The sequence below is a fragment of the Enterobacter sp. PL_is514 genome, assembly GCF_055816715.1.
This window is the reverse complement of sequence record NZ_JBVPGN010000027.1, coordinates 118,831-138,796: the sequence shown is the minus strand read 5'-3', so window position 1 is coordinate 138,796 and position 19,966 is coordinate 118,831. Positions and strand designations below refer to the sequence as shown.

Genomic DNA, 19,966 nt, shown 5'->3' with positions numbered 1-19,966 from the left:
TTAAGATACCAATCACAAAATAACATTCCGAAACCCTATATTGTCTTTCGCATAAACAAAACGAAAGGTTTCGGAGGAAAGATGTATATCATCTCGTCGAAAGCGATGCTGCAAAAGGCTCAGCGTGAAGGTTACGCGGTTCCGGCATTCAATATTCATAATCTCGAAACGCTGCAGGTGGTCGTTGAAACGGCCTCTGAGATGCGATCTCCCCTGATCGTGGCGGGTACACCCGGTACCTTTAGCTATGCTGGAACCGGAAACGTGGTCGCCATCGCCAGCGATCTGGCCAAAACGTACAACCAGCCACTGGCGATCCACCTCGATCATCACGAAGATTTTGACGATATCGCGCAGAAGGTACAAAGCGGGATCCGCTCAGCAATGATCGATGGTTCTCATCATCCGTTCACTGAAAACGTCGCGCTGGTAAAGAACGTGACGGACTACTGCCACCGCTATGATGTGAGCGTCGAGGCTGAACTTGGACGCCTGGGCGGACAGGAGGATGACCTTGTCGTCGACAGTAAAGATGCCCTCTACACCAGCCCGCAACAGGCGCGCGAGTTTGTTGAGTTAACGGGTATCGACTCTCTCGCCGTCGCCATCGGTACCGCGCATGGCCTCTATACTGCCGTCCCTAAACTCGACTTTGACCGTCTGGCGGCAATCCGCAATCAGGTCGATGTCCCGCTGGTGCTGCACGGCGCCTCCGGCTTATCGACGGCCGATATCCGTACCGCGATTCGCCTGGGGATTTGCAAGGTGAACGTCGCTACAGAGCTCAAAATCGCCTTCTCAAACGCACTGAAAACCTATCTCGCTTCACATCCAGATGCCAGCGACCCGCGTCATTACATGGTACCCGCCAAGCTCGCCATGAAAGAGGTGGTGCGCAAGGTCATTGCTGATTGCGGCTGTGAAGGAAAACTCTAATTACGAAAGCCTGTCGTCCCACACCGGAGGAAACGTGAAAGATATTATTGCTCGCCATAAGGCGGGAGAACACCTCGGCATTTGCTCAGTTTGCTCAGCACACCCGCTGGTTATCGAAGCCGCTTTGCGGTTCGATCTGCATACCGACAATAAGGTACTGATAGAAGCCACATCAAATCAGGTGAACCAATTCGGTGGGTACACCGGAATGAAACCTGCTGACTTCCGTAGTTTTGTGCTGAACATTGCTAAGGAAGTCGGTTTTCCGGAGGAACGCCTGATTTTGGGCGGCGATCATCTGGGGCCAAACTGCTGGCAGCATGAACCCGCAGACGCAGCGATGGCGAAATCCGTTGAACTGATAAAAGCCTATGTCGCGGCTGGATTCAGCAAGATCCACCTGGATGCTTCAATGTCCTGCGCCGACGATCCTGTACCGCTTCCACCTGCCGTCGTCGCACAGCGTGCGGCGCGCCTTTGCCTGGCAGCAGAAGAGACGGCAAGCGACGCGCAAAAAGCCGTACTGACCTACGTCATTGGCACTGAAGTCCCCGTACCGGGAGGGGAAGCCAATAGCATCAACAGCGTTCACGTCACCCAGGTGGAGGATGCCGCAAAAACGCTGGAAACACACCGCGTGGCCTTCGCCGCACTCGGTCTGGACGACGCCCTGTCACGCGTCATTGCGATGGTGGTTCAGCCTGGGGTGGAGTTCGACCATACGCAAATTATTCACTACCAGCCGCACGCGGCAGAAGCACTTTCCGGCTGGATCTGTCAGACCCCGATGATCTATGAGGCACACTCAACGGACTACCAGACCCGTCAGGCCTATCACTCCCTGGTTCGCGATCATTTTGCGATACTGAAAGTCGGCCCGGCGCTCACCTTTGCCCTGCGCGAAGCCATCTTTGCCCTCGCGCAAATGGAGACTGCCCTCATCGCCCCTGAGCAACGCAGCCATGCGCTTGACGTGATCGACGAAGTCATGCTGAACGAGCCGGATTACTGGAAGAAGTACTACCGTCCCACCTGGAGTCAGGCAATGGTGGATATTCACTTTAGCCTGTCCGATCGCATTCGCTACTACTGGCCGCATCCGCGCATTCGTCAGAGCGTTGAGAAACTAATCGCTAACCTGAGCGCAACCTCCTTGCCTCTGGGGCTGATCAGCCAGTTTATGCCCGTCCAGTTCGAACGATTGTCGATGAATGAGATCGCCGCAACACCGCAAAATCTCATCATCGACAAAATACAGGATGTATTACGCGCCTATCGATTTGGCTGTGCCCCTGAACACGTCTGACGCCGGAGAGTGTATGAGCCACATTTTTGTCAGTACCGGAATTGAGTTTGAAAACTGCCAGCTGGCGCTGGCGCATATTGGCGAGGAGATGCTGGCAAAGGGTGTCGTACACGCCACCTACCCTGCCGCACTTCTGGAACGAGAGATGAGTTACCCCACTGGCATTGCACTTGAACGCCATGCGGTGGCTATTCCGCACTGCGAAGCCGTACATGCGAAAAGCCCAGCGATTTACCTGATTCGCCCGGACAAACCGGTGAATTTTCAGCAGGCAGATGATGATGGAGACATCGCGGTTTCGCTCATCATCGCGTTAATTGTTGAAAACCCTGCGGCGCAATTGAAATTGCTGCGCCGCCTTTTTAGTGAGCTGCAAAACCCGGACGTGCTGGACATACTGCTGGCTGTGCCCGCAGAGCGCCTGGCCGACCGTTTCAGGAAGACGATCCTTGAACCTGTCGCCTGTACCCAGGCTTCATAACAGTCTGATAATAAAAAAAGGAGTGCCCTATGAAACGCAAAATTATTGTTGCCTGCGGCGGCGCTGTCGCCACCTCAACCATGGCAGCAGAAGAGATAAAAGAGCTGTGTGAAGCCCACCACATTGAGCTGGATCTGGTCCAGTGCCGGGTGACCGAAATTGAAACCTATATGGATGGCGCTGACCTAATCTGCACCACAGCGAAAGTCGACAGAGCATTTGGCGACATTCCGGTGGTGCACGGTATGCCGTTTGTATCCGGTGTCGGCATCGAAGCCCTGCAGCAAAAAATCCTGACCATCCTCGAGGGGTAAGAACATGTTTACCGAAATCATGCGGTATATCCTCGATTTGGGGCCAACCGTAATGCTACCAATCGTCATCATCATCTTCTCTAAGCTATTGGGGATGAAGCTGGGCGATTGCTTTAAATCCGGCCTGCATATTGGCATCGGCTTCGTCGGGATCGGGCTGGTTATAGGCCTTATGCTTGACTCCATCGGCCCGGCGGCCAAAGCGATGGCTGAACAGTTCCAGATTAACCTGCACGTGGTGGACGTCGGCTGGCCAGGTTCCTCCCCTATGACCTGGGCATCACAGATTGCACTTATTGCTATCCCTGTTGCCATTGGCGTTAACGTTGTCATGCTGGTGACACGGATGACCCGGGTAGTGAACGTCGATATCTGGAACATCTGGCACATGACCTTCACCGGTGCGATGCTGCACCTGGCAACCAGCTCTTACTGGCTGGGGATCCTGGGCGTTGTGGTACACGCAGCCTTTGTTTACAAACTTGGAGACTGGTTTGCTAAAGACACCCGAGACTTTTTCGGTCTGGAAGGGATCGCCATCCCTCACGGCTCGTCAGCTTACCTCGGCCCGATCGCCGTTCTGGTCGATACGATTATCGATAAAATCCCAGGCCTGAAGCGTATTCATTTTAGCGCTGACGATGTGCAAAAACGCTTTGGCCCGTTTGGCGAACCGGTCACGGTTGGGTTTGTGATGGGACTGGCCATTGGCATGCTGGCTGGCTACGATACTAAATCGGTTCTCCAGCTGGCCGTGAAAACTGCCGCCGTGATGCTGCTGATGCCGCGCGTCATCAAACCAATCATGGACGGCCTGACGCCGATTGCTAAACATGCCCGTAAACGTCTGCAGGCGAAGTTTGGTGGACAGGAGTTCTTAATCGGTCTCGATCCGGCACTCCTGCTGGGCCATACGTCCGTTGTCTCCGCTAGCCTGATTTTTATCCCGCTTACCATCCTGATTGCTGTTCTGGTGCCGGGTAACCAGGTGCTGCCGTTCGGTGACCTTGCCACCATCGGCTTCTTTGTGGCTATGGCGGTCGCGGTGCATCAGGGCAACCTGTTCCGCACGCTTATCTCTGGCGTCATCATCATGGCCATAACACTGTGGATTGCGACCCAGACCATCGGCCTGCATACCCAGCTCGCGCAGAACGCCGGTGCCCTGAAAGCGGGTGGGCTGGTAGCCTCTATGGACCAGGGCGGATCGCCCGTCACATGGCTGCTCATCCAACTCTTCACATGGCAAAACGTAGTGGGGTTCATCGTGATTGGCGCGATTTACTTCACCGGCGTCCTGCTCACCTGGCGCCGTGCCCGCGTGTTTACAGCGGCGGAGAAGCGCGCTGCGAACACGCAAAGCCAGACCGTTTCGTGATATCCGGGGAGCCATGCTCCCCTTCTTTTCTCTGGAGTGAATATGAAATCAGTGGTAATTCACGCTGAGGGCAACGTGCGCGTTGAAGAACGTCCAATCCCTCACATTCGGGCTGCGGATGATGTGCGGGTGCGCATTGCCTGCTCGGGACTATGTGGCTCCGATATCCCACGAATTTTTGCCAAAGGAGCACATTACTATCCCATCACGTTGGGCCACGAGTTTAGCGGTCACGTCGACGCCTGTGGCACTGAAGTGCACGATCTCAAGACAGGCGATCCGGTTGCCTGCGTGCCATTACTGCCCTGCTTTTCCTGTCCGGCGTGTGAAAAAGGCTACTACTCGCTGTGCAAGCAGTATCAGTTTGTCGGTTCTCGTAGCGAAGGTGGCAATGCGGAATATATCGTGATGAAACGCGCAAACCTGTTCCGCCTTCCCGCAGAGATGGCAATTGAAGATGGTGCATTTATTGAACCCATAACCGTAGGGCTGCACGCGTTTCATCTCGCTTCCGGCTGCGAGGGTAAGAACGTCATCATTGTCGGCGCAGGGACGATTGGCCTGCTGGCGATGCAGTGTGCGCTGGCATTGGGCGCCAACAGCGTAACCGCGATCGATATCAACGACGATAAGCTCACGCTGGCAACAGCGCTGGGGGCAACTCAGGTGTTCAATAGCCGCGCTCTGGCCGCAGACGACATCCTTAACGCCTTGAGCGACAACCCGTTTGATCAGTTGGTTCTGGAGACTGCTGGCACACCGCAAACCGTCACGCTCGCCATTGATATCGCCGGGCCGCGCGCCCAGGTCGCTCTGGTGGGTACGCTGCATCGCGACCTGAACTTAACGGCGGCGACATTTGGCAAGATACTGCGTAAGGAGTTGACGCTTCTGGGAAGCTGGATGAATTATTCTGCCCCGTGGCCGGGCGAAGAGTGGGAAACGGCAGCCCGTCTGCTCGCTGAGAAAAAACTGCAGTTGGCCCCCTTGATTGCCCATACCGGTGACTGCGAGAGCTTTGCTCAGGTCGTGCAGCGGCTGGACGGTTCGCCTATGCAAGGCAAAATCATGCTGCGCTTCGCGTAGTGCTTCGAGCCAGCAACCTGAGCTGGCTCACATTTCCTTTCGAATATTACCGTACACCTTTCGCATACCTTCGATTAGAATAGAGGCAGTTAATAATCAGGCAATTCAATATGAACTCATTTGAGCGTCGCAACAAAATCGTTGACCTGGTCAACGCTCAGGGCAGCGTCATGGTGCTGGATCTTTCGAATAAGTTTGGCATTTCGGAAGTCACCATCAGAACGGACCTGCGCCTTCTGGAAGAAAAGGGATTGGTCACCCGCTTTCACGGTGGCGCCGCAAGGCCCGGCAGCAACCTGGCAGAAAGCGAAAATCAGGAAGTCGTACTGGAAGACCGTTATCAGCTGGCAAGCGACCCGAAAAAGCGGATCGCACAGGCTGCAGCGGCCATGATTGAAGAGGGAATGACGATCATTCTGGACAGCGGAAGCACCACCATGCTCATCGCTGAAGCGCTGACCAAACGCGCCAATATCACCGTCATCACCAACAGCCTGCCCGCCGCGTTTGCCCTCTCGGAAAATAAAGATATTACGCTCGTGGTCTGCGGCGGTACCGTGCGCCATAAAACGCACTCTATGCATGGCACCATCGCCGAGCGTTCTCTGACCGGGATAAGCGCGGATTTGATGTTTGTCGGGGCTGACGGCATCGATGCCACCAACGGCATTACAACGTTCAATGAAGGCTATTCGATCAGCAGCGTGATGGCTGCTGCCGCGCATAAGGTGATTGCCGTGCTGGACGCCAGCAAATTCAATCGCCGCGGGTTCAACCAGGTGCTGCCGATGGAAAAAATAGACTGTGTGATTACGGATGATGGGATCGGAAAGCACGAAAAAGAACTGTTGGGTAAAACGGGCACCGAGATCATTACGGTTTAGCGAACGACGCAGGTCAGCGTATGACATGAGCAATTTGCTTTTCCGACATTTATACCGACATTTTATAAATGTTGCAGGCCGGGTAAGGCGCAGCCGCCACCCGGCAAAACAGGCGTAAGGGATTACTCCGCCTGCTGCTCCAGCGCATGCTTATACAGCGCATTTTTCTTCACGCCGTGGATCTCCGCCGCTAATGCCGCCGCTTTCTTCAGCGGCAGTTCCGCCTGCAGCAGCGCCAGCGTACGCAGCGCGTCGGCAGGAAGCGCGTCTTCTTCCGCCTTGTGCCCTTCGACAATCAGCACCATTTCGCCCTTGCGGCGGTTTTCGTCTTCCTTCACCCACGCCAGCAGTTCACCCACCGGCGCGCCGTGGATCGTTTCCCAGGTTTTGGTCAGCTCGCGCGCCAGCACCACGTAGCGGGCTTCCCCCCAGACGGTCACCATATCTTCCAGGCTCTCCAGCAGGCGGTGCGTGGATTCGTAGAAAATCAGGGTGCGCGGTTCCGCTTCCAGGTCTTTTAAGACGTCGCGACGGCCTTTGGATTTGGCTGGCAGGAAGCCTTCATAGCAGAAACGGTCAGACGGCAGACCTGCGGCGCTCAGCGCAGCAATGGCAGCGCATGGACCCGGCAGGGGCACAACGCGAATACCGGCTTCGCGACAGGTACGCACCAGGTGATAGCCTGGATCGTTAATCAACGGCGTACCGGCGTCGGAGACCAGGGCGATGTTCTGCCCCTCTTTCAGCTTTGCCACCAGCGTTTCGGCTTTTTGTTGCTCATTGTGATCGTGCAGAGCGAACAAACGGGCGTTAATCGCGAAATGTTGCAGCAGCAGGCCAGTGTGGCGGGTATCTTCAGCAGCAATTAAATCAACAGCTTGCAGTACGGTGAGCGCACGTTGGGTAATATCAGACAAATTCCCGATAGGAGTAGGTACAATATAAAGCTGGCCTTGAGAATTATCTGCCGTTTCGTGTTGTTTCATTGTTTCGTCCGTATTGCCGATTTAATATTGAGCATTGCGTAAAAAAAATCACTGGATACAGTATGGTACCGTTAACGTTTCTTCGAAAAAAAGCCACGCGCAGCGTGCCGCTTCTGCTGGCAGCCCTGATCTTTGCAGGCTGTGGCACCCAGGCACCTGACCAGAGCACCGCCCATCTCCAGGGTTCTGCTCAGGCTGATTCTGGCTTTTATCTGCAACAAATGTCGCAGAGTTCAAATGATACCAAGACCAACTGGCAATTACTCGCCATTCGTGCACTGCTGAAAGAGGGTAAAACCCAGCGGGCAGCCGAGCTGTTTAACCAGTTGCCAAAAGATCTTAACGACGCCCAGCGTCGTGAGCAGAGCCTGCTCTCTGCCGAGCTGAAAGTCGCGCTGAAAGATTACGCCGCCGCGAAGAAGATCCTCGGGGATATTGACGTGAGCGCGCTGGATAAAAATCAGCAGGCGCGCTTCTGGCAGGCGGGCATTACCGCTGAGCAGGGACGCCCTTCGCTGACCTTGCTCCGCGCGCTCGTCGCGCAAGAGCCACTGCTTGGCGGTGCCGATAAGCAGAAAAATATCGATGCCACCTGGCAAGCGCTGGCGTCGATGACGCAGGAACAGGCGCAGGCGCTGGTCATCAACGCCGATGAAAACGTCCTGCAGGGCTGGCTGGATCTGCAGCAGATGTGGTTTAACAACCGCAGCGATCCAAAGATGCTGAAAGCCGGTATTACGGACTGGCAGACGCGCTACCCGCAAAACCCGGGCGCGAAAATGCTGCCAACCCAGCTGGTGAACGTGCAGAACTTTAAGCCTGCGTCTACCAGCAAAATCGCTCTGCTGCTGCCGCTCAACGGCCAGGCGGCGGTGTTTGGCCGCACCATTCAGCAGGGCTTTGAAGCGGCGAAAAACGGCACGACGACGGTAACCGGCAGCGCGGTTCCAGCGCAGGCGGCCCAGGCGGCTAACGTGAATGATGTTGTCAGTCCATCTGCCGCAGAGACCAGCGACCTGACCACGGCGCAAGCGCCAGCGCAGGGCACGATGCAAAACCCGGTGACGGCTCCGACGACGCCGCCAGCTACAGCGGCACCGGCTACTACAGCACCTGCGACCCAGGCTCCGGCCGAGACGCAAGCGGCACCTGCACCTGTCACAACAGCAGAGCAACCTCAACAGCAGCCTGCGCAACCCGCGGCCCAACCTGCCGCGCAGCCGCAGGCCGTGGCAACCACCAGCGCCAATCCGGGCGCTGAGTTGAAAATCTACGACACCAGTTCGCAGCCGCTTGATCAGGTGCTGGCGCAGGTTCAACAGGACGGGGCGAGCATCGTTGTCGGTCCGCTACTGAAAAACAATGTGGAAGAGCTGATGAAGAGCAATACCACGCTGAACGTGCTGGCGCTCAACCAGCCGGAGCAGGTTCAGAACCGGGCCAATATTTGCTACTTCGCGCTCTCTCCTGAAGATGAAGCCCGCGATGCGGCGCGTCATATTCACGAGCAGGGTAAGCAGGCTCCGCTGCTGCTCATCCCACGCAGCGCGCTGGGCGATCGCGTGGCCAATGCCTTTGCCGATGAGTGGCAGAAGCTGGGCGGCGGCGTGGTGCTGCAGCAGAAATTCGGTTCCGTCTCTGAACTGCGCGCGGGCGTAAACGGCGGGGCGGGCATCGCGCTTAACGGCAGTCCTGTCACCGCGAGCCTGCCACAGCAGCAGGGCGTGACGATTGGCGGCCTGACGATCCCTGCCCCACCTACCGACGCGCAGATCAGCGGTGGCGGTAAAGTGGATGCGGCCTATATCGTTGCCACGCCGCAGGAGATCGCCTTTATCAAACCGATGATCGCGATGCGTAACGGCAGCCAGAGCGGCGCAACGCTCTACGCCAGCTCCCGCAGCGCGCAGGGCACCGCAGGGCCGGATTTCCGTCTGGAAATGGACGGTCTGCAGTACAGCGAAATCCCGATGCTGGCCGGCAGCAACCCGGCGCTGATGCAGCAGGCGCTGAGTACCGTACGTAACGATTATTCGCTGGCGCGTCTGTATGCGATGGGTGTCGATGCATGGGCGCTGGCGAACCACTTTACCCAGATGCGTCAGGTGCCGGGCTTTGAGCTTAACGGCAACACCGGCGATCTGACCGCGACTCAGGACTGCGTGATCAACAGGAAGTTATCATGGCTCAAATACCAGCAGGGGCAGATCGTCCCGGCCAGTTAAGCCGCAAACAGACCGGCGATGCGTGGGAGTTAAAGGCGCGTCGCTGGCTTGAAGGCAAAGGACTGCGCTTTATTGCCGCCAACGTCCGCGGGCGTGGCGGCGAAATTGATCTGATCATGAAAGACGGTCAGGTCATCGTGTTTGTAGAAGTCCGCTTTCGACAGTCCTCCCGTTTTGGCGGTGCTGCCGCCAGCGTGACGCTCGCCAAACAACATAAATTATTACAGACTGCCCACTTGTGGCTTGCCCGCCATAATGGGAGCTTTGATACTGTGGATTGCCGGTTCGATGTGATAGCCTTCACCGGAAATGAGATCGAATGGCTTAAAAACGCTTTTGGCGAAGACGCATAATTAGGATTTAAAAGGGATAACGTGCTCGAAAGAATTAAAGTGTGCTTCACAGAAAGCATCCAGACTCAGATTGCCGCGGCGGAAGCCCTTCCGGATGCTATCTCGCGTGCCGCAATGACGCTGGTGCAATCCCTGCTTAATGGCAACAAAATCCTCTGTTGTGGCAACGGCACGTCAGCCGCCAACGCACAGCATTTTGCTGCCAGCATGATCAATCGCTTTGAAACAGAACGCCCGAGTTTACCCGCCATTGCACTTAATACCGATAACGTGGTCTTAACGGCGATTGCTAACGATCGTCTGCATGACGAAATTTACGCAAAGCAGGTGCGAGCCCTGGGTCATGCCGGAGATGTGCTGCTGGCCATCTCTACGCGCGGTAATAGCCGGGATATTGTCAAAGCCGTTGAAGCCGCCGTCACCCGCGACATGACCATCGTGGCCTTAACCGGCTATGACGGGGGTGAGCTGGCGGGTCTGCTTGGGCCGCAGGATGTGGAAATCCGCATTCCGTCTCACCGGAGCGCGCGTATTCAGGAAATGCATATGCTCACGGTGAACTGCTTATGTGACTTGATCGATAACACGCTTTTCCCTCACCAGGATGATTAAGGAGTTCTTATGAAGGCTTTATCGACCCTCGCAGTCCTTATGTCTGCATTACTGCTTCAGGGATGTATCGCTGCGGCCGTTGTGGGTACCGCCGCAGTAGGCACCAAAGCGGCAACCGATCCGCGCTCTGTGGGGACACAGGTGGATGACGGTACGCTGGAGCTGCGCGTCAACAGTGCGCTGTCGAAAGACGAACAGATCAAGAAAGAGGCGCGTATTAACGTGACGGCTTACCAGGGCAAAGTGCTGCTGGCAGGCCAGGCGCCGAATATGGAACTCGCCTCTCGTGCGAAACAAATCGCAATGGGCGTTGAAGGAACCACAGAGGTGTTTAACGAAGTGCGTCAGGGCAAGCCAATTGGTTTAGGTGATGCCTCTTCCGATACCTGGATCACCACCAAAGTGCGTTCCCAGCTGCTGGGCTCGGACCAGGTGAAATCCTCCAACGTGAAAGTGACGACTGAAAACGGCGAAGTGTTCCTGCTGGGTCTGGTGACCGACCGTGAAGGGAAAGCGGCGGCCGATATCGCCAGCCGGGTGAGCGGCGTGAAGCACGTCACCACCGCGTTTACTTACATTAAATAAAAAAAATCCCCTCACTTGAGGGGATTTTTTTGTAGGCCCGGTAAGCGTAGCGCCACCGGGCGTTTTTCACAGAAGCGCAATACTTCCCACCATAATCCCGCTCAACGCCACCAGCCCTGCGGTCAGCCAGAGCGCTTTCGCCGGGAATGACTTACGCAGCATAATCAGCGACGGCAGGCTGATCGCCGGCAGCGTAATCAGCAGCGCCAGCGCCGGCGCGGTGCCCATGCCGGCCAGCATCATGGTCTGAACAATCGGGATCTCCGCCGCCGTTGGGATCACAAACAGGCAGCCTGCAACGGCCATCGCAATGACCCACATCAGCGTGTTGTCGATAGCACCATCCGCATGCGGGAAGAGCCAGACGCGCGCCGCCCCCAGAACCAGTACCGCCAGGATATAGACCGGGATGGTGCTCCAGAAAAGTTGCCATAGCGCCCTGCCCCAGCGCGCAAAGAAGCCCCCCTGCGGCTCGCTGACGTCCAGCTCAACGGCTGCGGGTTCTTCGGCAGTATCCTTCACCAGTTTTTGCACCAGCGTCGCCACCACCAGCACGGTCAGCAGTCCGGCGACCAGACGGATGAACGCGAAATGCCAGCCCAGCACAAAGCCCATAAACACCAGCGTCGCCGGGTTGAGCAGCGGGTTGCCCATCCAGAACGCCAGCGCGCCGCCCATCGACACGCGCTGGCGGCGCATCCCTGCAGCCACGGGCGCGGCACAGCAGGAGCACATCATGCCCGGCAGGGAGAAAATCGTCCCCAGCAGCGTGCCCTGAAAGCGCGGCTGGCCCAGGGTTTTCACCAGCCAGTTACGCGGGATAAGCACCTGAATCAGCGACCCCAGAATGACGCCTAAAACGGCGGCTTTCCAGACGGCAAGGAAGTAGACCATGGCATAGTCCCACGCCGCCTGCAGCGGGCTGGACTCAGCCTGAGCGAGAATAGATTTACCGATGCTGTGCGTTTCGGCGGCGGTGAAGGCTTTGCCGTAGTACGGCTGCCATTTCACGTACCAGAGGCCAACAATGACCACGAGAAAGAAGAGTGCGGGCTTCCACCATTGAACAGGTGTTGCCGCCTGAGATGAAGACTGACCAGTCATAGCATTCCCCGGAGAGTATTAGGTTATTAGCCGGGGGAGTTTACGCCTCGCCCTGCGCGATTTCACGCAGTTTTGCCGAAGGGATAATGTTTACGCCCGCTTTCGACGGAGCCAGTCCCTCTTTTAACATCGCCCGCGCGACGTCCCGCGCCTCGATGGCCTTCCAGTTGCCGGGAAGGATGCGAAACAGCGGGGCCAGTATTGACTCGTTAAAGCGGCGTTCGTCCCGGTGGCCGATCAGCATCGAAGGGCGCACAATCGTCAGTTGCTCCCATTTCTGCGCAATCAGCGCATCCTCCATCTTGCCCTTCACCTTGTTGTAGAAGAAAGGCGATCCGGCATTAGCGCCCAGCGCGCTGACCACCAGAAAATGTTTGGCCCCCAGCTTTTTCGCTGTAAGCGCGGTGTCCACCACCAGCGTATAGTCGGCGTGGATAAATGCCTCTTTGCTGCCCGCCTCCCGTCGCGTGGTGCCCAGACAGCAAAAGGCGATATCAATAGGATCCTGGACCTGCGCCAGCGCGTCCGTCAGCTGAGGATCGTGCGGATTAAAGACGCCAGATAAATCTGCCAGCGGTCGACGCGTCGGGGCGGCGATATAGTTCACGCGGCGATCCTGAATCAGCAGCCGCAGCAGATGATCGCCCACTAACCCGGTAGCCCCGGTAATCAATACCTGACTCATCGTATCCCCTTTACAGAATTGTCCGTTTGCGAACTCAGCGTCGTCGACCACACTTAGAAGTCTGTTACAGGTAAGTATTTACCACAAGCGGAGAAAAATCAGTCTGAAGCCAAAACAACGGAGGAAGCATGGGCAAGAAAATCGCAGTCTTGATTACCGACGAGTTTGAAGATTCAGAATTCACCTCGCCTGCAGAGGCGTTCCGCAAGGCGGGACATGAGGTCATCACCATTGAGAAAGAGGCGGGCAAAACGGTGACAGGCCATAAGGGCGAGGCGACCGTAACCATTGATGAGACTATCGATAACGTTAGCCCCTCAGATTTCGACGCCCTGCTGTTACCCGGTGGCCATTCCCCGGATTCCCTGCGCGGGGACGAACGCTTCGTGACCTTTACCCGGGACTTTGTCTCTACCGGCAAACCGGTCTTTGCCATCTGTCACGGTCCGCAGCTGCTCATCAGCGCGGAGGTTGTACGCGGGCGTAAGCTCACGGCGGTGAAACCGATCGTTATCGATCTGAAAAATGCGGGCGCCGAGTTTTACGATCAGGAAGTGGTCAACGACAAAGATCAGCTGATCACCAGCCGTACCCCGGACGATCTCCCGGCGTTTAACCGCGAAGCGCTACGCCTGCTCGGCGCGTAACCAGTGCAGCTTCTTGCCAAAGCCCAGGGTGTTGTCGGTAAATTTCAGCTCATCGAGGCGGATTTCCCACACCGGGGCTTTTAGCGCAGCGGCAACGGGAAAGCGGCGCGTGTAGAGTTTACGGCGCGCGTCGCTCTCTTCGCCGTCCAGACGACGGATCTCCCCTTTGAACTGCACGCCGCGGATCAGCGCGACCGTTTTCGGCTGGCCATTCACCGTGCCTGCGACCTTCGCCTGCAGGCCGGTCATCTGCGCATGACGCGTTTTGTCTTCGCTCATGACATAAAACGCGACGCGCTCCGGATCGTAGTAGTAAAACGCGTTTGCGCACCACATTTCCCCCTCGTCATAGACGCACCAGGTGACAACATGCTGCTTCGCCAGCCAGCGGTTAATGGCGGCCAGTGTTTCCATTTTCGTTCTCTCTCATGCTATGGTGCGTTCACCTTAACATACTGAATCTGTTTACCGTGTGCTGGTTTCTCTATCTTGTCCGAACCGCTGATAACGCACTCTACACCGGGATCACCACCGATGTGGCGCGGCGTTTTTTACAACATCAAACGGGGAAAGGGGCAAAAGCACTGCGAGGGAAAGGGGAATTACAGCTCGCCTTTTCGGCGCCCGTCGGTGACCGATCGCTGGCGCTCAGGCTGGAATACCGCATCAAGCAGCTGACGAAGCGCCAGAAAGAGCGCCTCGTGACCGGAGACGGCTCCTTTGAGGCGCTACGCGAGAGCCTGATTAAAAGCGATTGAAATGGTCGTGGTACTCGACCAGGCCATTGACGCCGTTCAGCGCGTCGTCCGCCAGACGGTGCACCTGGAACGCGGATTCCGTACCCGGCCAGCGGCAGCGCAGATCGTAATGCGCGGCCTGCTCGAAGCCTAAACGGCCATAGAACGCCGGATCGCCCAGCGTGACAACGGCCGCATAACCGAACTCATTGAGCGAATCCAGCCCTTCATAGACCAGCTGGCGTGCCAGCCCCTGCCCGCGATAGCTTTCATCTACCGCCAGCGGTGCCATGCCTACCCACTGCAGCTCTTCGCCCTGAACGATGACCGGACTGAAGGCAACATAGCCCACCACCTGACCTTCGTCATCGGTGGCAACCAGCCCCAGCGTAATCAGGCCGTCTTCGCGAAGGTCATGGACCAGTTGGGCTTCGGCATCGCTCGCAAAGGCGCGGCGTAACAACGCATCGATCCCCGGCGCATCAATCCCAATTTCGACTCGAATCAGCATGGCTCACCTACTGAAGTATGTTTACCGTCCGGCGGGGTTTTCAGCCCGGCCTCAACGAAATCTGCCATTTGCATTAACATCACGCGCAGCGCTTTCGGCATCTGCTCCAGCTCAATGGCATCCATTAAATTCTTCACGTACAGACCGAGCTCCGTGTCGCCTTCAATCACCAGACGGCGCTGGAAGAAGAGCGTATCCGGATCCTGCTTACGCGCGGCGATCATCAGCAGATCGCTGGCGTTGGCGCTAAAGCTCACATCCGCCTCGGCGGTTTCGCGAACGATCAGCTGGTCATTCTCAACGGAGGTAAACCAGCGCAGCCCGATATCACGCACCTCAATGCTCAACCAGCGCCCTTCCAGGAATTCCAGCTCGCCATCCTGCAGCGCCTGGCGGAACTGCCAGCTCAGGACCTGCTCCAGCACCTGACGTTTAAGCGCGAACGGCGCCAGCTTTACCGGCACGCTCAGCATTGATGGACCAAATTGTACGAGACGTGAACGCAGTTTATCCAGCACGAGCTTTACTCCCTGATATCTATAGTCCTGCTATTTTGCCATATCCGAAGCGCAACATAGCGGCGTAAATCAACAAACCGTCGTCCGCCGTACCTCATTATTGGTGTCATCAATACGCCATTAGCTGCCTTAAATCAAAAATTGTCGCCTATGGGTTAATTAAAATCCCAGCTCGTTAACAATTTTGCGATCGACTACATCAGGATAAATTATGGAGCTGCTCTGCCCTGCCGGAAATCTTCCGGCGCTTAAGGCGGCCATCGAAAATGGGGCCGATGCGGTCTATATCGGGCTAAAAGATGACACCAACGCCCGCCATTTTGCTGGCCTCAACTTTACGGAGAAAAAGCTTCAGGAAGCCGTTAACTTCGTTCACCAGCACCGCCGCAAATTGCATATCGCCATCAATACCTTTGCTCATCCTGACGGCTACGCCCGCTGGCAGCGCGCGGTGGATATGGCGGCACAGCTGGGTGCCGATGCGCTGATCCTGGCCGACCTCGCCATGCTTGAGTATGCGGCAGAACGCTATCCCCATATTGAGCGCCACGTCTCTGTTCAGGCATCTGCCACCAACGAAGAAGCTGTGCGTTTTTACCATCAACACTTTGACGTGGCTCGCGTGGTGCTGCCGCGCGTGCTCTCTATTCATCAGGTTAAGCAACTCGCGCGCGTCACGCCAGTGCCGCTGGAAGTTTTTGCCTTTGGCAGCCTGTGCATCATGGCCGAAGGCCGTTGCTATCTTTCCTCTTATTTAACCGGTGAATCGCCGAATACCGTCGGGGCCTGCTCCCCTGCCCGCTTTGTCCGCTGGCAGCAGACCCCTCAGGGGCTGGAATCCCGCCTGAATGAGGTGCTGATTGACCGCTATCAGGACGGTGAAAACGCCGGTTATCCCACCCTGTGTAAAGGCCGCTATCTGGTCGACGGCGAGCGCTACCACGCGCTGGAGGAGCCGACCAGCCTCAACACGCTGGAGCTGCTGCCGGAACTGCTGGCGGCCAATATTGCCTCGGTGAAAATCGAAGGTCGTCAGCGCAGCCCGGCCTATGTGAGCCAGGTGGCGAAAGTGTGGCGTCAGGCCATCGACCGCTGCATGGCGGACCCGCAGAACTATGCTCCGCAGCAGGCCTGGATGGACACGCTCGGATCGATGTCCGAAGGCACGCAAACCACGCTTGGCGCGTATCACCGTAAATGGCAGTGAGATAACCATGAAATATTCATTAGGACCGGTGCTCTACTACTGGCCAAAAGAGACGCTGGAAGATTTTTACCAACAGGCCGCCACCAGCAGCGCCGATGTGATTTACCTCGGCGAAGCGGTGTGCAGCAAGCGCCGGGCGACGAAAGTGGGCGACTGGCTGGACATGGCGAAAAGCCTGGCCGGCAGCGGCAAGCAGGTGGTGCTCTCCACGCTTGCGCTGGTGCAGGCGTCTTCCGAACTGGGCGAGCTGAAGCGCTATGTCGAAAACGGCGAGTTCCTGCTGGAAGCGAGCGATCTCGGCGTGGTGAATATGTGCGCCGAACGCAAGCTACCGTTTGTAGCGGGCCATGCTCTGAACTGCTATAACGCCGTGACCCTGCGCCTGCTGCTCAAACAGGGGATGACGCGCTGGTGCATGCCGGTGGAGCTCTCCCGCGACTGGCTGGCTAACCTGCTGAACCAGTGCGACGAGCTGGGCATTCGCAATCAGTTTGAAGTGGAAGTGCTGAGCTACGGGCATCTGCCGCTGGCCTATTCTGCCCGCTGCTTTACCGCGCGCTCGGAAGGCCGTCCGAAAGACGAGTGCGAAACCTGCTGCATTAAGTACCCAAACGGGCGCAGCATGCTGTCGCAGGAGAATCAGCAGGTGTTTGTCCTCAACGGCATTCAGACCATGAGCGGCTATGTCTATAACCTCGGCAACGAGCTGGCGTCGATGGACGGGCTGGTGGATATGGTTCGGCTGTCACCGCTGGATACCGGCGTGTTCGCGATGCTTGACGCCTTCCGTGCCAACGAAAACGGTTCCGCTCCGCTGCCGCTGACGGCAAACAGCGACTGCAACGGCTACTGGAAGCGTCTGGCCGGGCTGGAATTGCAGGCGTAAAAAAGGCTCACTTTGTTAACAACGGTTATCATTTTTTAATGCAGTATTAAAGATTGACCGTCGACAAAGTGAGCTGTTATGACTGACAAAACTATTCCGTTTTCGGTGCTGGATCTGGCGCCGATCCCACAAGGCTCCTCGGCAAGAGAAGCCTTTTCGCACTCCCTCGATCTCGCTCAGTTGGCCGAAAAGCGTGGCTATCACCGCTACTGGCTGGCCGAGCACCACAACATGGTGGGCATTGCCAGCGCCGCCACCTCGGTACTGATTGGTTATCTGGCGGCAAATACCACCACTCTGCACCTGGGCTCCGGCGGCGTGATGCTGCCGAACCATGCCCCGCTGGTGATCGCCGAGCAGTTCGGCACGCTGAATACCCTCTATCCGGGCCGTATCGATTTGGGGCTTGGCCGTGCGCCTGGCAGCGACCAGCCAACGATGCGCGCCCTACGTCGCCATATGAGCGGCGATATCGATAACTTCCCGCGCGACGTGGCAGAGCTGGTGGACTGGTTCGACGCGCGTGACCCGAACCCGCACGTGCGCCCGGTACCAGGTTACGGCGAGAAGATCCCGGTATGGCTGTTGGGATCAAGCCTCTACAGCGCACAGCTGGCCGCACAGCTGGGGCTGCCGTTTGCGTTTGCCTCGCACTTCGCGCCGGATATGCTGCATCAGGCGCTGCATCTTTACCGCACGCACTTCAAACCGTCCGAGCGTCTGGAGAAACCGTACGCGATGGTGTGCATCAACATCATTGCCGCCGACAGCAATCGCGACGCGGAATTCCTGTTCACCTCTATGCAGCAGGCGTTTGTGAAGCTGCGCCGCGGTGAGACGGGCCAGCTTCCGCCGCCGGTGGAGAATATGCATCAGCTGTGGTCAGCGTCAGAGCAGTATGGCGTTCAGCAGGCGCTGAGCATGTCGCTGGTAGGCGATAAAGCGAAAGTGCGTCACGGGCTGGAGGCGGTGCTGCGCGAAACGCAGGCGGATGAAATTATGGTTAACGGCCAGATTTTCGATCACCAGGCGCGATTGCATTCGTTTGAGCTGGCGATGCAGGTGAAAGAGGAGCTGGTGGGGTAGTTTTTTGCCGGATGGCGGCTTCGCCTTATCCGGCCTACGCGATTCCTGTAAGCCCGGTAAGCGCAGCGCCACCGGGCAATGTGTTTAATGGTAAACAGGCAGCAGGTTAAAACTCGACAGCACGTGTACCAGCGCATTGCCAGCACCGAACACCAGAATCAGCGCAATCATCGGCTTACCGCCCCAGACGCGGAATTTCGGGCTACCGAAGCGTTTACGTGATTTACGTGCCAGCAGCGCTGGCACAATCGCCGCCCAGATTGTTGCCGCCAGTCCGGCATAGCCGATGGCGTACAGGAAGCCGTTCGGCCACAGCAGGCCACCCACAATCGGCGGCAGGAAGGTCAGCAGCGCGGTTTTGAAACGCCCCATCGCAGAATCATCAAAGCCAAACAGATCCGCCAGGTAGTCAAACAGGCCCAGGGTTACGCCGAGGAAAGAGCTCGCCACCGCAAAGTTAGAGAAGATAACCAGCAACAGATCCAGGCTGCGGCTGTTCAGCACGCCGCTCAGCGCCTGCACCAGCACGTCAATGTTACCGCCCTTCTGGGCAATGCCGATAAACTCCGGACGCGGGATGTTGCCCATCGTTCCGAGCAGCCAGATGACGTACAGCGCCAGCGCCAGCAGCGTGCCGTAGACCAGACACTTCACAATGGTGCGCGGATCTTTGCCGTAGTACTTCATCAGGCTCGGCACGTTGCCGTGGTAGCCGAACGACGCCAGACAGAACGGTAGCGTCATCAGCAGGTACGGCGTGTAGGAGGTATTCACTTCGGCAACGTTAAACAGCGTGGTGGGCGTCACGTGCCCCAGCAGGCTGCCGAAGGTCAGGAAGAAGGTGATGACCTTCGCGCCCAGTACGATTGCCGTCATCCGGCTTACCGCTTTGGTACTCATCCAGACGATAAACGCCACGCCCAGCGCAAAGCATAGTCCGGCCAGACGCGCCGGAACGTTCAGCGACATCTCAGAGAAGGTGTGATGCAGAATCGAACCGCTCGCCGAGATATATGCGTAGGTCAGGATATAGAGCACAAAGGCGATGGACAGCCCGTTAACCAGGTTCCAGCCTTTGCCCAGCAGATCTTTGGTGATGGTGTCGAAGCTGGAGCCAATGCGGTAGTTCAGGTTTGCTTCGAGGATCATCAGCCCGGAATGGAGCATACAGAACCAGGTAAAGACCAGCGCAGCCAGCGACCAGAAGAACCACGCACCGGACATGACCACGGGCAGGGAGAACATCCCGGCACCTATAATGGTTCCGCCGATGATCACCACGCCGCCAAGCAGCGAAGGTGACGTTTGGGTGGTGGTTAGTGTCGCCATACAGCCTTTTCTCCAGTCAATCATGCGGTTCTGCATTTTAATGTGACGCACTGTACCAGTACAAGAGTACAAAGGGAATAAAAAAAGCCCCGATAGCATGTATCGGGGCT

General features: G+C 57.0%; 23 protein-coding genes. 16 read left to right on the top strand and 7 right to left on the bottom strand.

From position 1 onward, the window contains the following. Positions 1-81 precede the first annotated feature (81 nt). The 7 genes from AC0TNG_RS04745 (at position 82) to AC0TNG_RS04715 (ending at position 6,385) form a co-directional block, all read left to right on the top strand. Positions 82-936 (top strand): tagatose bisphosphate family class II aldolase, encoded by an 855-nt coding sequence (locus tag AC0TNG_RS04745; protein WP_473712465.1) that lies wholly within the window; start codon positions 82-84, stop codon positions 934-936. Between the two features lie 34 nt (positions 937-970). Beyond that, entirely contained in the window at positions 971-2,242 is a 1,272-nt protein-coding gene (gene gatZ / locus AC0TNG_RS04740; RefSeq protein WP_473712466.1) for a tagatose-bisphosphate aldolase subunit GatZ, read from the top strand. Positions 2,243-2,255: 13 nt separating this feature from the next. Next, on the top strand, positions 2,256-2,723 hold the full coding sequence (gatA, locus tag AC0TNG_RS04735) for a PTS galactitol transporter subunit IIA (RefSeq protein WP_473712467.1): 468 nt from the start codon (positions 2,256-2,258) through the stop codon (positions 2,721-2,723). 29 nt (positions 2,724-2,752) lie between these two features. Then, complete coding sequence (gatB, locus tag AC0TNG_RS04730; RefSeq protein ID WP_008501496.1) at positions 2,753-3,037, top strand: PTS galactitol transporter subunit IIB; 285 nt, start codon at positions 2,753-2,755, stop codon at positions 3,035-3,037. A 4-nt stretch (positions 3,038-3,041) separates the two neighbouring features. Continuing rightward, positions 3,042-4,415, top strand: coding sequence for a galactitol-specific PTS transporter subunit IIC (locus AC0TNG_RS04725; protein WP_473712468.1), 1,374 nt, complete (start codon positions 3,042-3,044; stop codon positions 4,413-4,415). A 42-nt stretch (positions 4,416-4,457) separates the two neighbouring features. After that, positions 4,458-5,501, top strand: a complete 1,044-nt coding sequence (gene gatD / locus AC0TNG_RS04720; protein WP_473712469.1) for a galactitol-1-phosphate 5-dehydrogenase — start codon at positions 4,458-4,460, stop codon at positions 5,499-5,501. A gap of 110 nt (positions 5,502-5,611) precedes the next feature. After that, positions 5,612-6,385 carry a DeoR/GlpR family DNA-binding transcription regulator gene (locus AC0TNG_RS04715; RefSeq protein WP_473712470.1) on the top strand — a complete coding sequence of 258 codons (774 nt, stop codon included), beginning with the start codon at positions 5,612-5,614 and terminating at the stop codon, positions 6,383-6,385. Between the two features lie 122 nt (positions 6,386-6,507). Here the strand turns inward: AC0TNG_RS04715 and rsmI are convergent, their stop codons facing one another. After that, a complete protein-coding gene (gene rsmI, locus AC0TNG_RS04710) occupies positions 6,508-7,371 on the bottom strand; it encodes a 16S rRNA (cytidine(1402)-2'-O)-methyltransferase (RefSeq protein ID WP_473712471.1) in 864 nt (287 codons plus the stop codon). Positions 7,372-7,433: 62 nt separating this feature from the next. On the opposite strand from rsmI, the gene AC0TNG_RS04705 reads away from it, so the two are divergent. The 4 genes from AC0TNG_RS04705 to dolP are packed head-to-tail and all read left to right on the top strand — an operon-like array spanning position 7,434 to position 11,146. Continuing rightward, entirely contained in the window at positions 7,434-9,596 is a 2,163-nt protein-coding gene (locus AC0TNG_RS04705; protein WP_473712472.1) for a penicillin-binding protein activator, read from the top strand. After that, positions 9,554-9,949 carry a YraN family protein gene (locus AC0TNG_RS04700; RefSeq protein WP_021242244.1) on the top strand — a complete coding sequence of 132 codons (396 nt, stop codon included), beginning with the start codon at positions 9,554-9,556 and terminating at the stop codon, positions 9,947-9,949. The genes AC0TNG_RS04705 and AC0TNG_RS04700 overlap by 43 nt, the downstream gene beginning before the upstream one ends. A 21-nt stretch (positions 9,950-9,970) precedes the next feature. Then, a complete protein-coding gene (diaA, locus tag AC0TNG_RS04695) occupies positions 9,971-10,561 on the top strand; it encodes a DnaA initiator-associating protein DiaA (protein WP_003861754.1) in 591 nt (196 codons plus the stop codon). Positions 10,562-10,570: 9 nt separating this feature from the next. Next, positions 10,571-11,146 (top strand): division/outer membrane stress-associated lipid-binding lipoprotein, encoded by a 576-nt coding sequence (dolP, locus tag AC0TNG_RS04690; protein ID WP_024906379.1) that lies wholly within the window; start codon positions 10,571-10,573, stop codon positions 11,144-11,146. A 66-nt stretch (positions 11,147-11,212) separates the two neighbouring features. Here dolP and AC0TNG_RS04685 read toward each other — a convergent pair whose 3' ends face one another. Both AC0TNG_RS04685 and AC0TNG_RS04680 read right to left on the bottom strand, forming a co-directional pair. After that, positions 11,213-12,250, bottom strand: a complete 1,038-nt coding sequence (locus AC0TNG_RS04685) for a permease (RefSeq protein ID WP_267217572.1) — start codon at positions 12,248-12,250, stop codon at positions 11,213-11,215. Between the two features lie 40 nt (positions 12,251-12,290). Next, positions 12,291-12,935 (bottom strand): NAD(P)H-binding protein, encoded by a 645-nt coding sequence (locus tag AC0TNG_RS04680; RefSeq protein WP_032650365.1) that lies wholly within the window; start codon positions 12,933-12,935, stop codon positions 12,291-12,293. Positions 12,936-13,063: 128 nt separating this feature from the next. Here AC0TNG_RS04680 and AC0TNG_RS04675 point away from each other — a divergent pair, with 128 nt between their 5' ends. After that, on the top strand, positions 13,064-13,582 hold the full coding sequence (locus tag AC0TNG_RS04675) for a type 1 glutamine amidotransferase domain-containing protein (protein WP_023333577.1): 519 nt from the start codon (positions 13,064-13,066) through the stop codon (positions 13,580-13,582). Here AC0TNG_RS04675 and AC0TNG_RS04670 read toward each other — a convergent pair. After that, positions 13,562-13,996, bottom strand: a complete 435-nt coding sequence (locus AC0TNG_RS04670) for a YhbP family protein (protein WP_024906376.1) — start codon at positions 13,994-13,996, stop codon at positions 13,562-13,564. The genes AC0TNG_RS04675 and AC0TNG_RS04670 overlap by 21 nt on opposite strands. A 14-nt stretch (positions 13,997-14,010) precedes the next feature. Here AC0TNG_RS04670 and AC0TNG_RS04665 point away from each other — a divergent pair, with 14 nt between their 5' ends. Beyond that, positions 14,011-14,340 (top strand): GIY-YIG nuclease family protein, encoded by a 330-nt coding sequence (locus AC0TNG_RS04665; RefSeq protein ID WP_008501484.1) that lies wholly within the window; start codon positions 14,011-14,013, stop codon positions 14,338-14,340. Here AC0TNG_RS04665 and AC0TNG_RS04660 read toward each other — a convergent pair. Together AC0TNG_RS04660 and ubiT are read right to left on the bottom strand one after the other, a co-directional pair. Next, positions 14,327-14,830 carry a GNAT family N-acetyltransferase gene (locus AC0TNG_RS04660; protein ID WP_023309324.1) on the bottom strand — a complete coding sequence of 168 codons (504 nt, stop codon included), beginning with the start codon at positions 14,828-14,830 and terminating at the stop codon, positions 14,327-14,329. The two genes, AC0TNG_RS04665 and AC0TNG_RS04660, sit on opposite strands and share 14 nt — an antisense overlap. After that, positions 14,824-15,348, bottom strand: a complete 525-nt coding sequence (gene ubiT / locus AC0TNG_RS04655; RefSeq protein WP_024906374.1) for a ubiquinone anaerobic biosynthesis accessory factor UbiT — start codon at positions 15,346-15,348, stop codon at positions 14,824-14,826. The genes AC0TNG_RS04660 and ubiT overlap by 7 nt, the downstream gene beginning before the upstream one ends. 211 nt (positions 15,349-15,559) lie before the next feature. On the opposite strand from ubiT, the gene ubiU reads away from it, so the two are divergent. The 3 genes from ubiU (at position 15,560) to AC0TNG_RS04640 (ending at position 18,527) form a co-directional block, all read left to right on the top strand. Continuing rightward, complete coding sequence (gene ubiU, locus AC0TNG_RS04650) at positions 15,560-16,555, top strand: ubiquinone anaerobic biosynthesis protein UbiU (protein ID WP_473712473.1); 996 nt, start codon at positions 15,560-15,562, stop codon at positions 16,553-16,555. A 7-nt stretch (positions 16,556-16,562) separates the two neighbouring features. Beyond that, on the top strand, positions 16,563-17,441 hold the full coding sequence (locus tag AC0TNG_RS04645; RefSeq protein ID WP_473712474.1) for a U32 family peptidase: 879 nt from the start codon (positions 16,563-16,565) through the stop codon (positions 17,439-17,441). Positions 17,442-17,519: 78 nt separating this feature from the next. Beyond that, positions 17,520-18,527 carry a luciferase-like monooxygenase gene (locus tag AC0TNG_RS04640; RefSeq protein WP_032650369.1) on the top strand — a complete coding sequence of 336 codons (1,008 nt, stop codon included), beginning with the start codon at positions 17,520-17,522 and terminating at the stop codon, positions 18,525-18,527. 84 nt (positions 18,528-18,611) lie between these two features. Here the strand turns inward: AC0TNG_RS04640 and mtr are convergent, their stop codons facing one another. Then, entirely contained in the window at positions 18,612-19,856 is a 1,245-nt protein-coding gene (mtr, locus tag AC0TNG_RS04635) for a tryptophan permease (RefSeq protein WP_473712475.1), read from the bottom strand. Between the last annotated feature and the right edge of the window lie 110 nt (positions 19,857-19,966).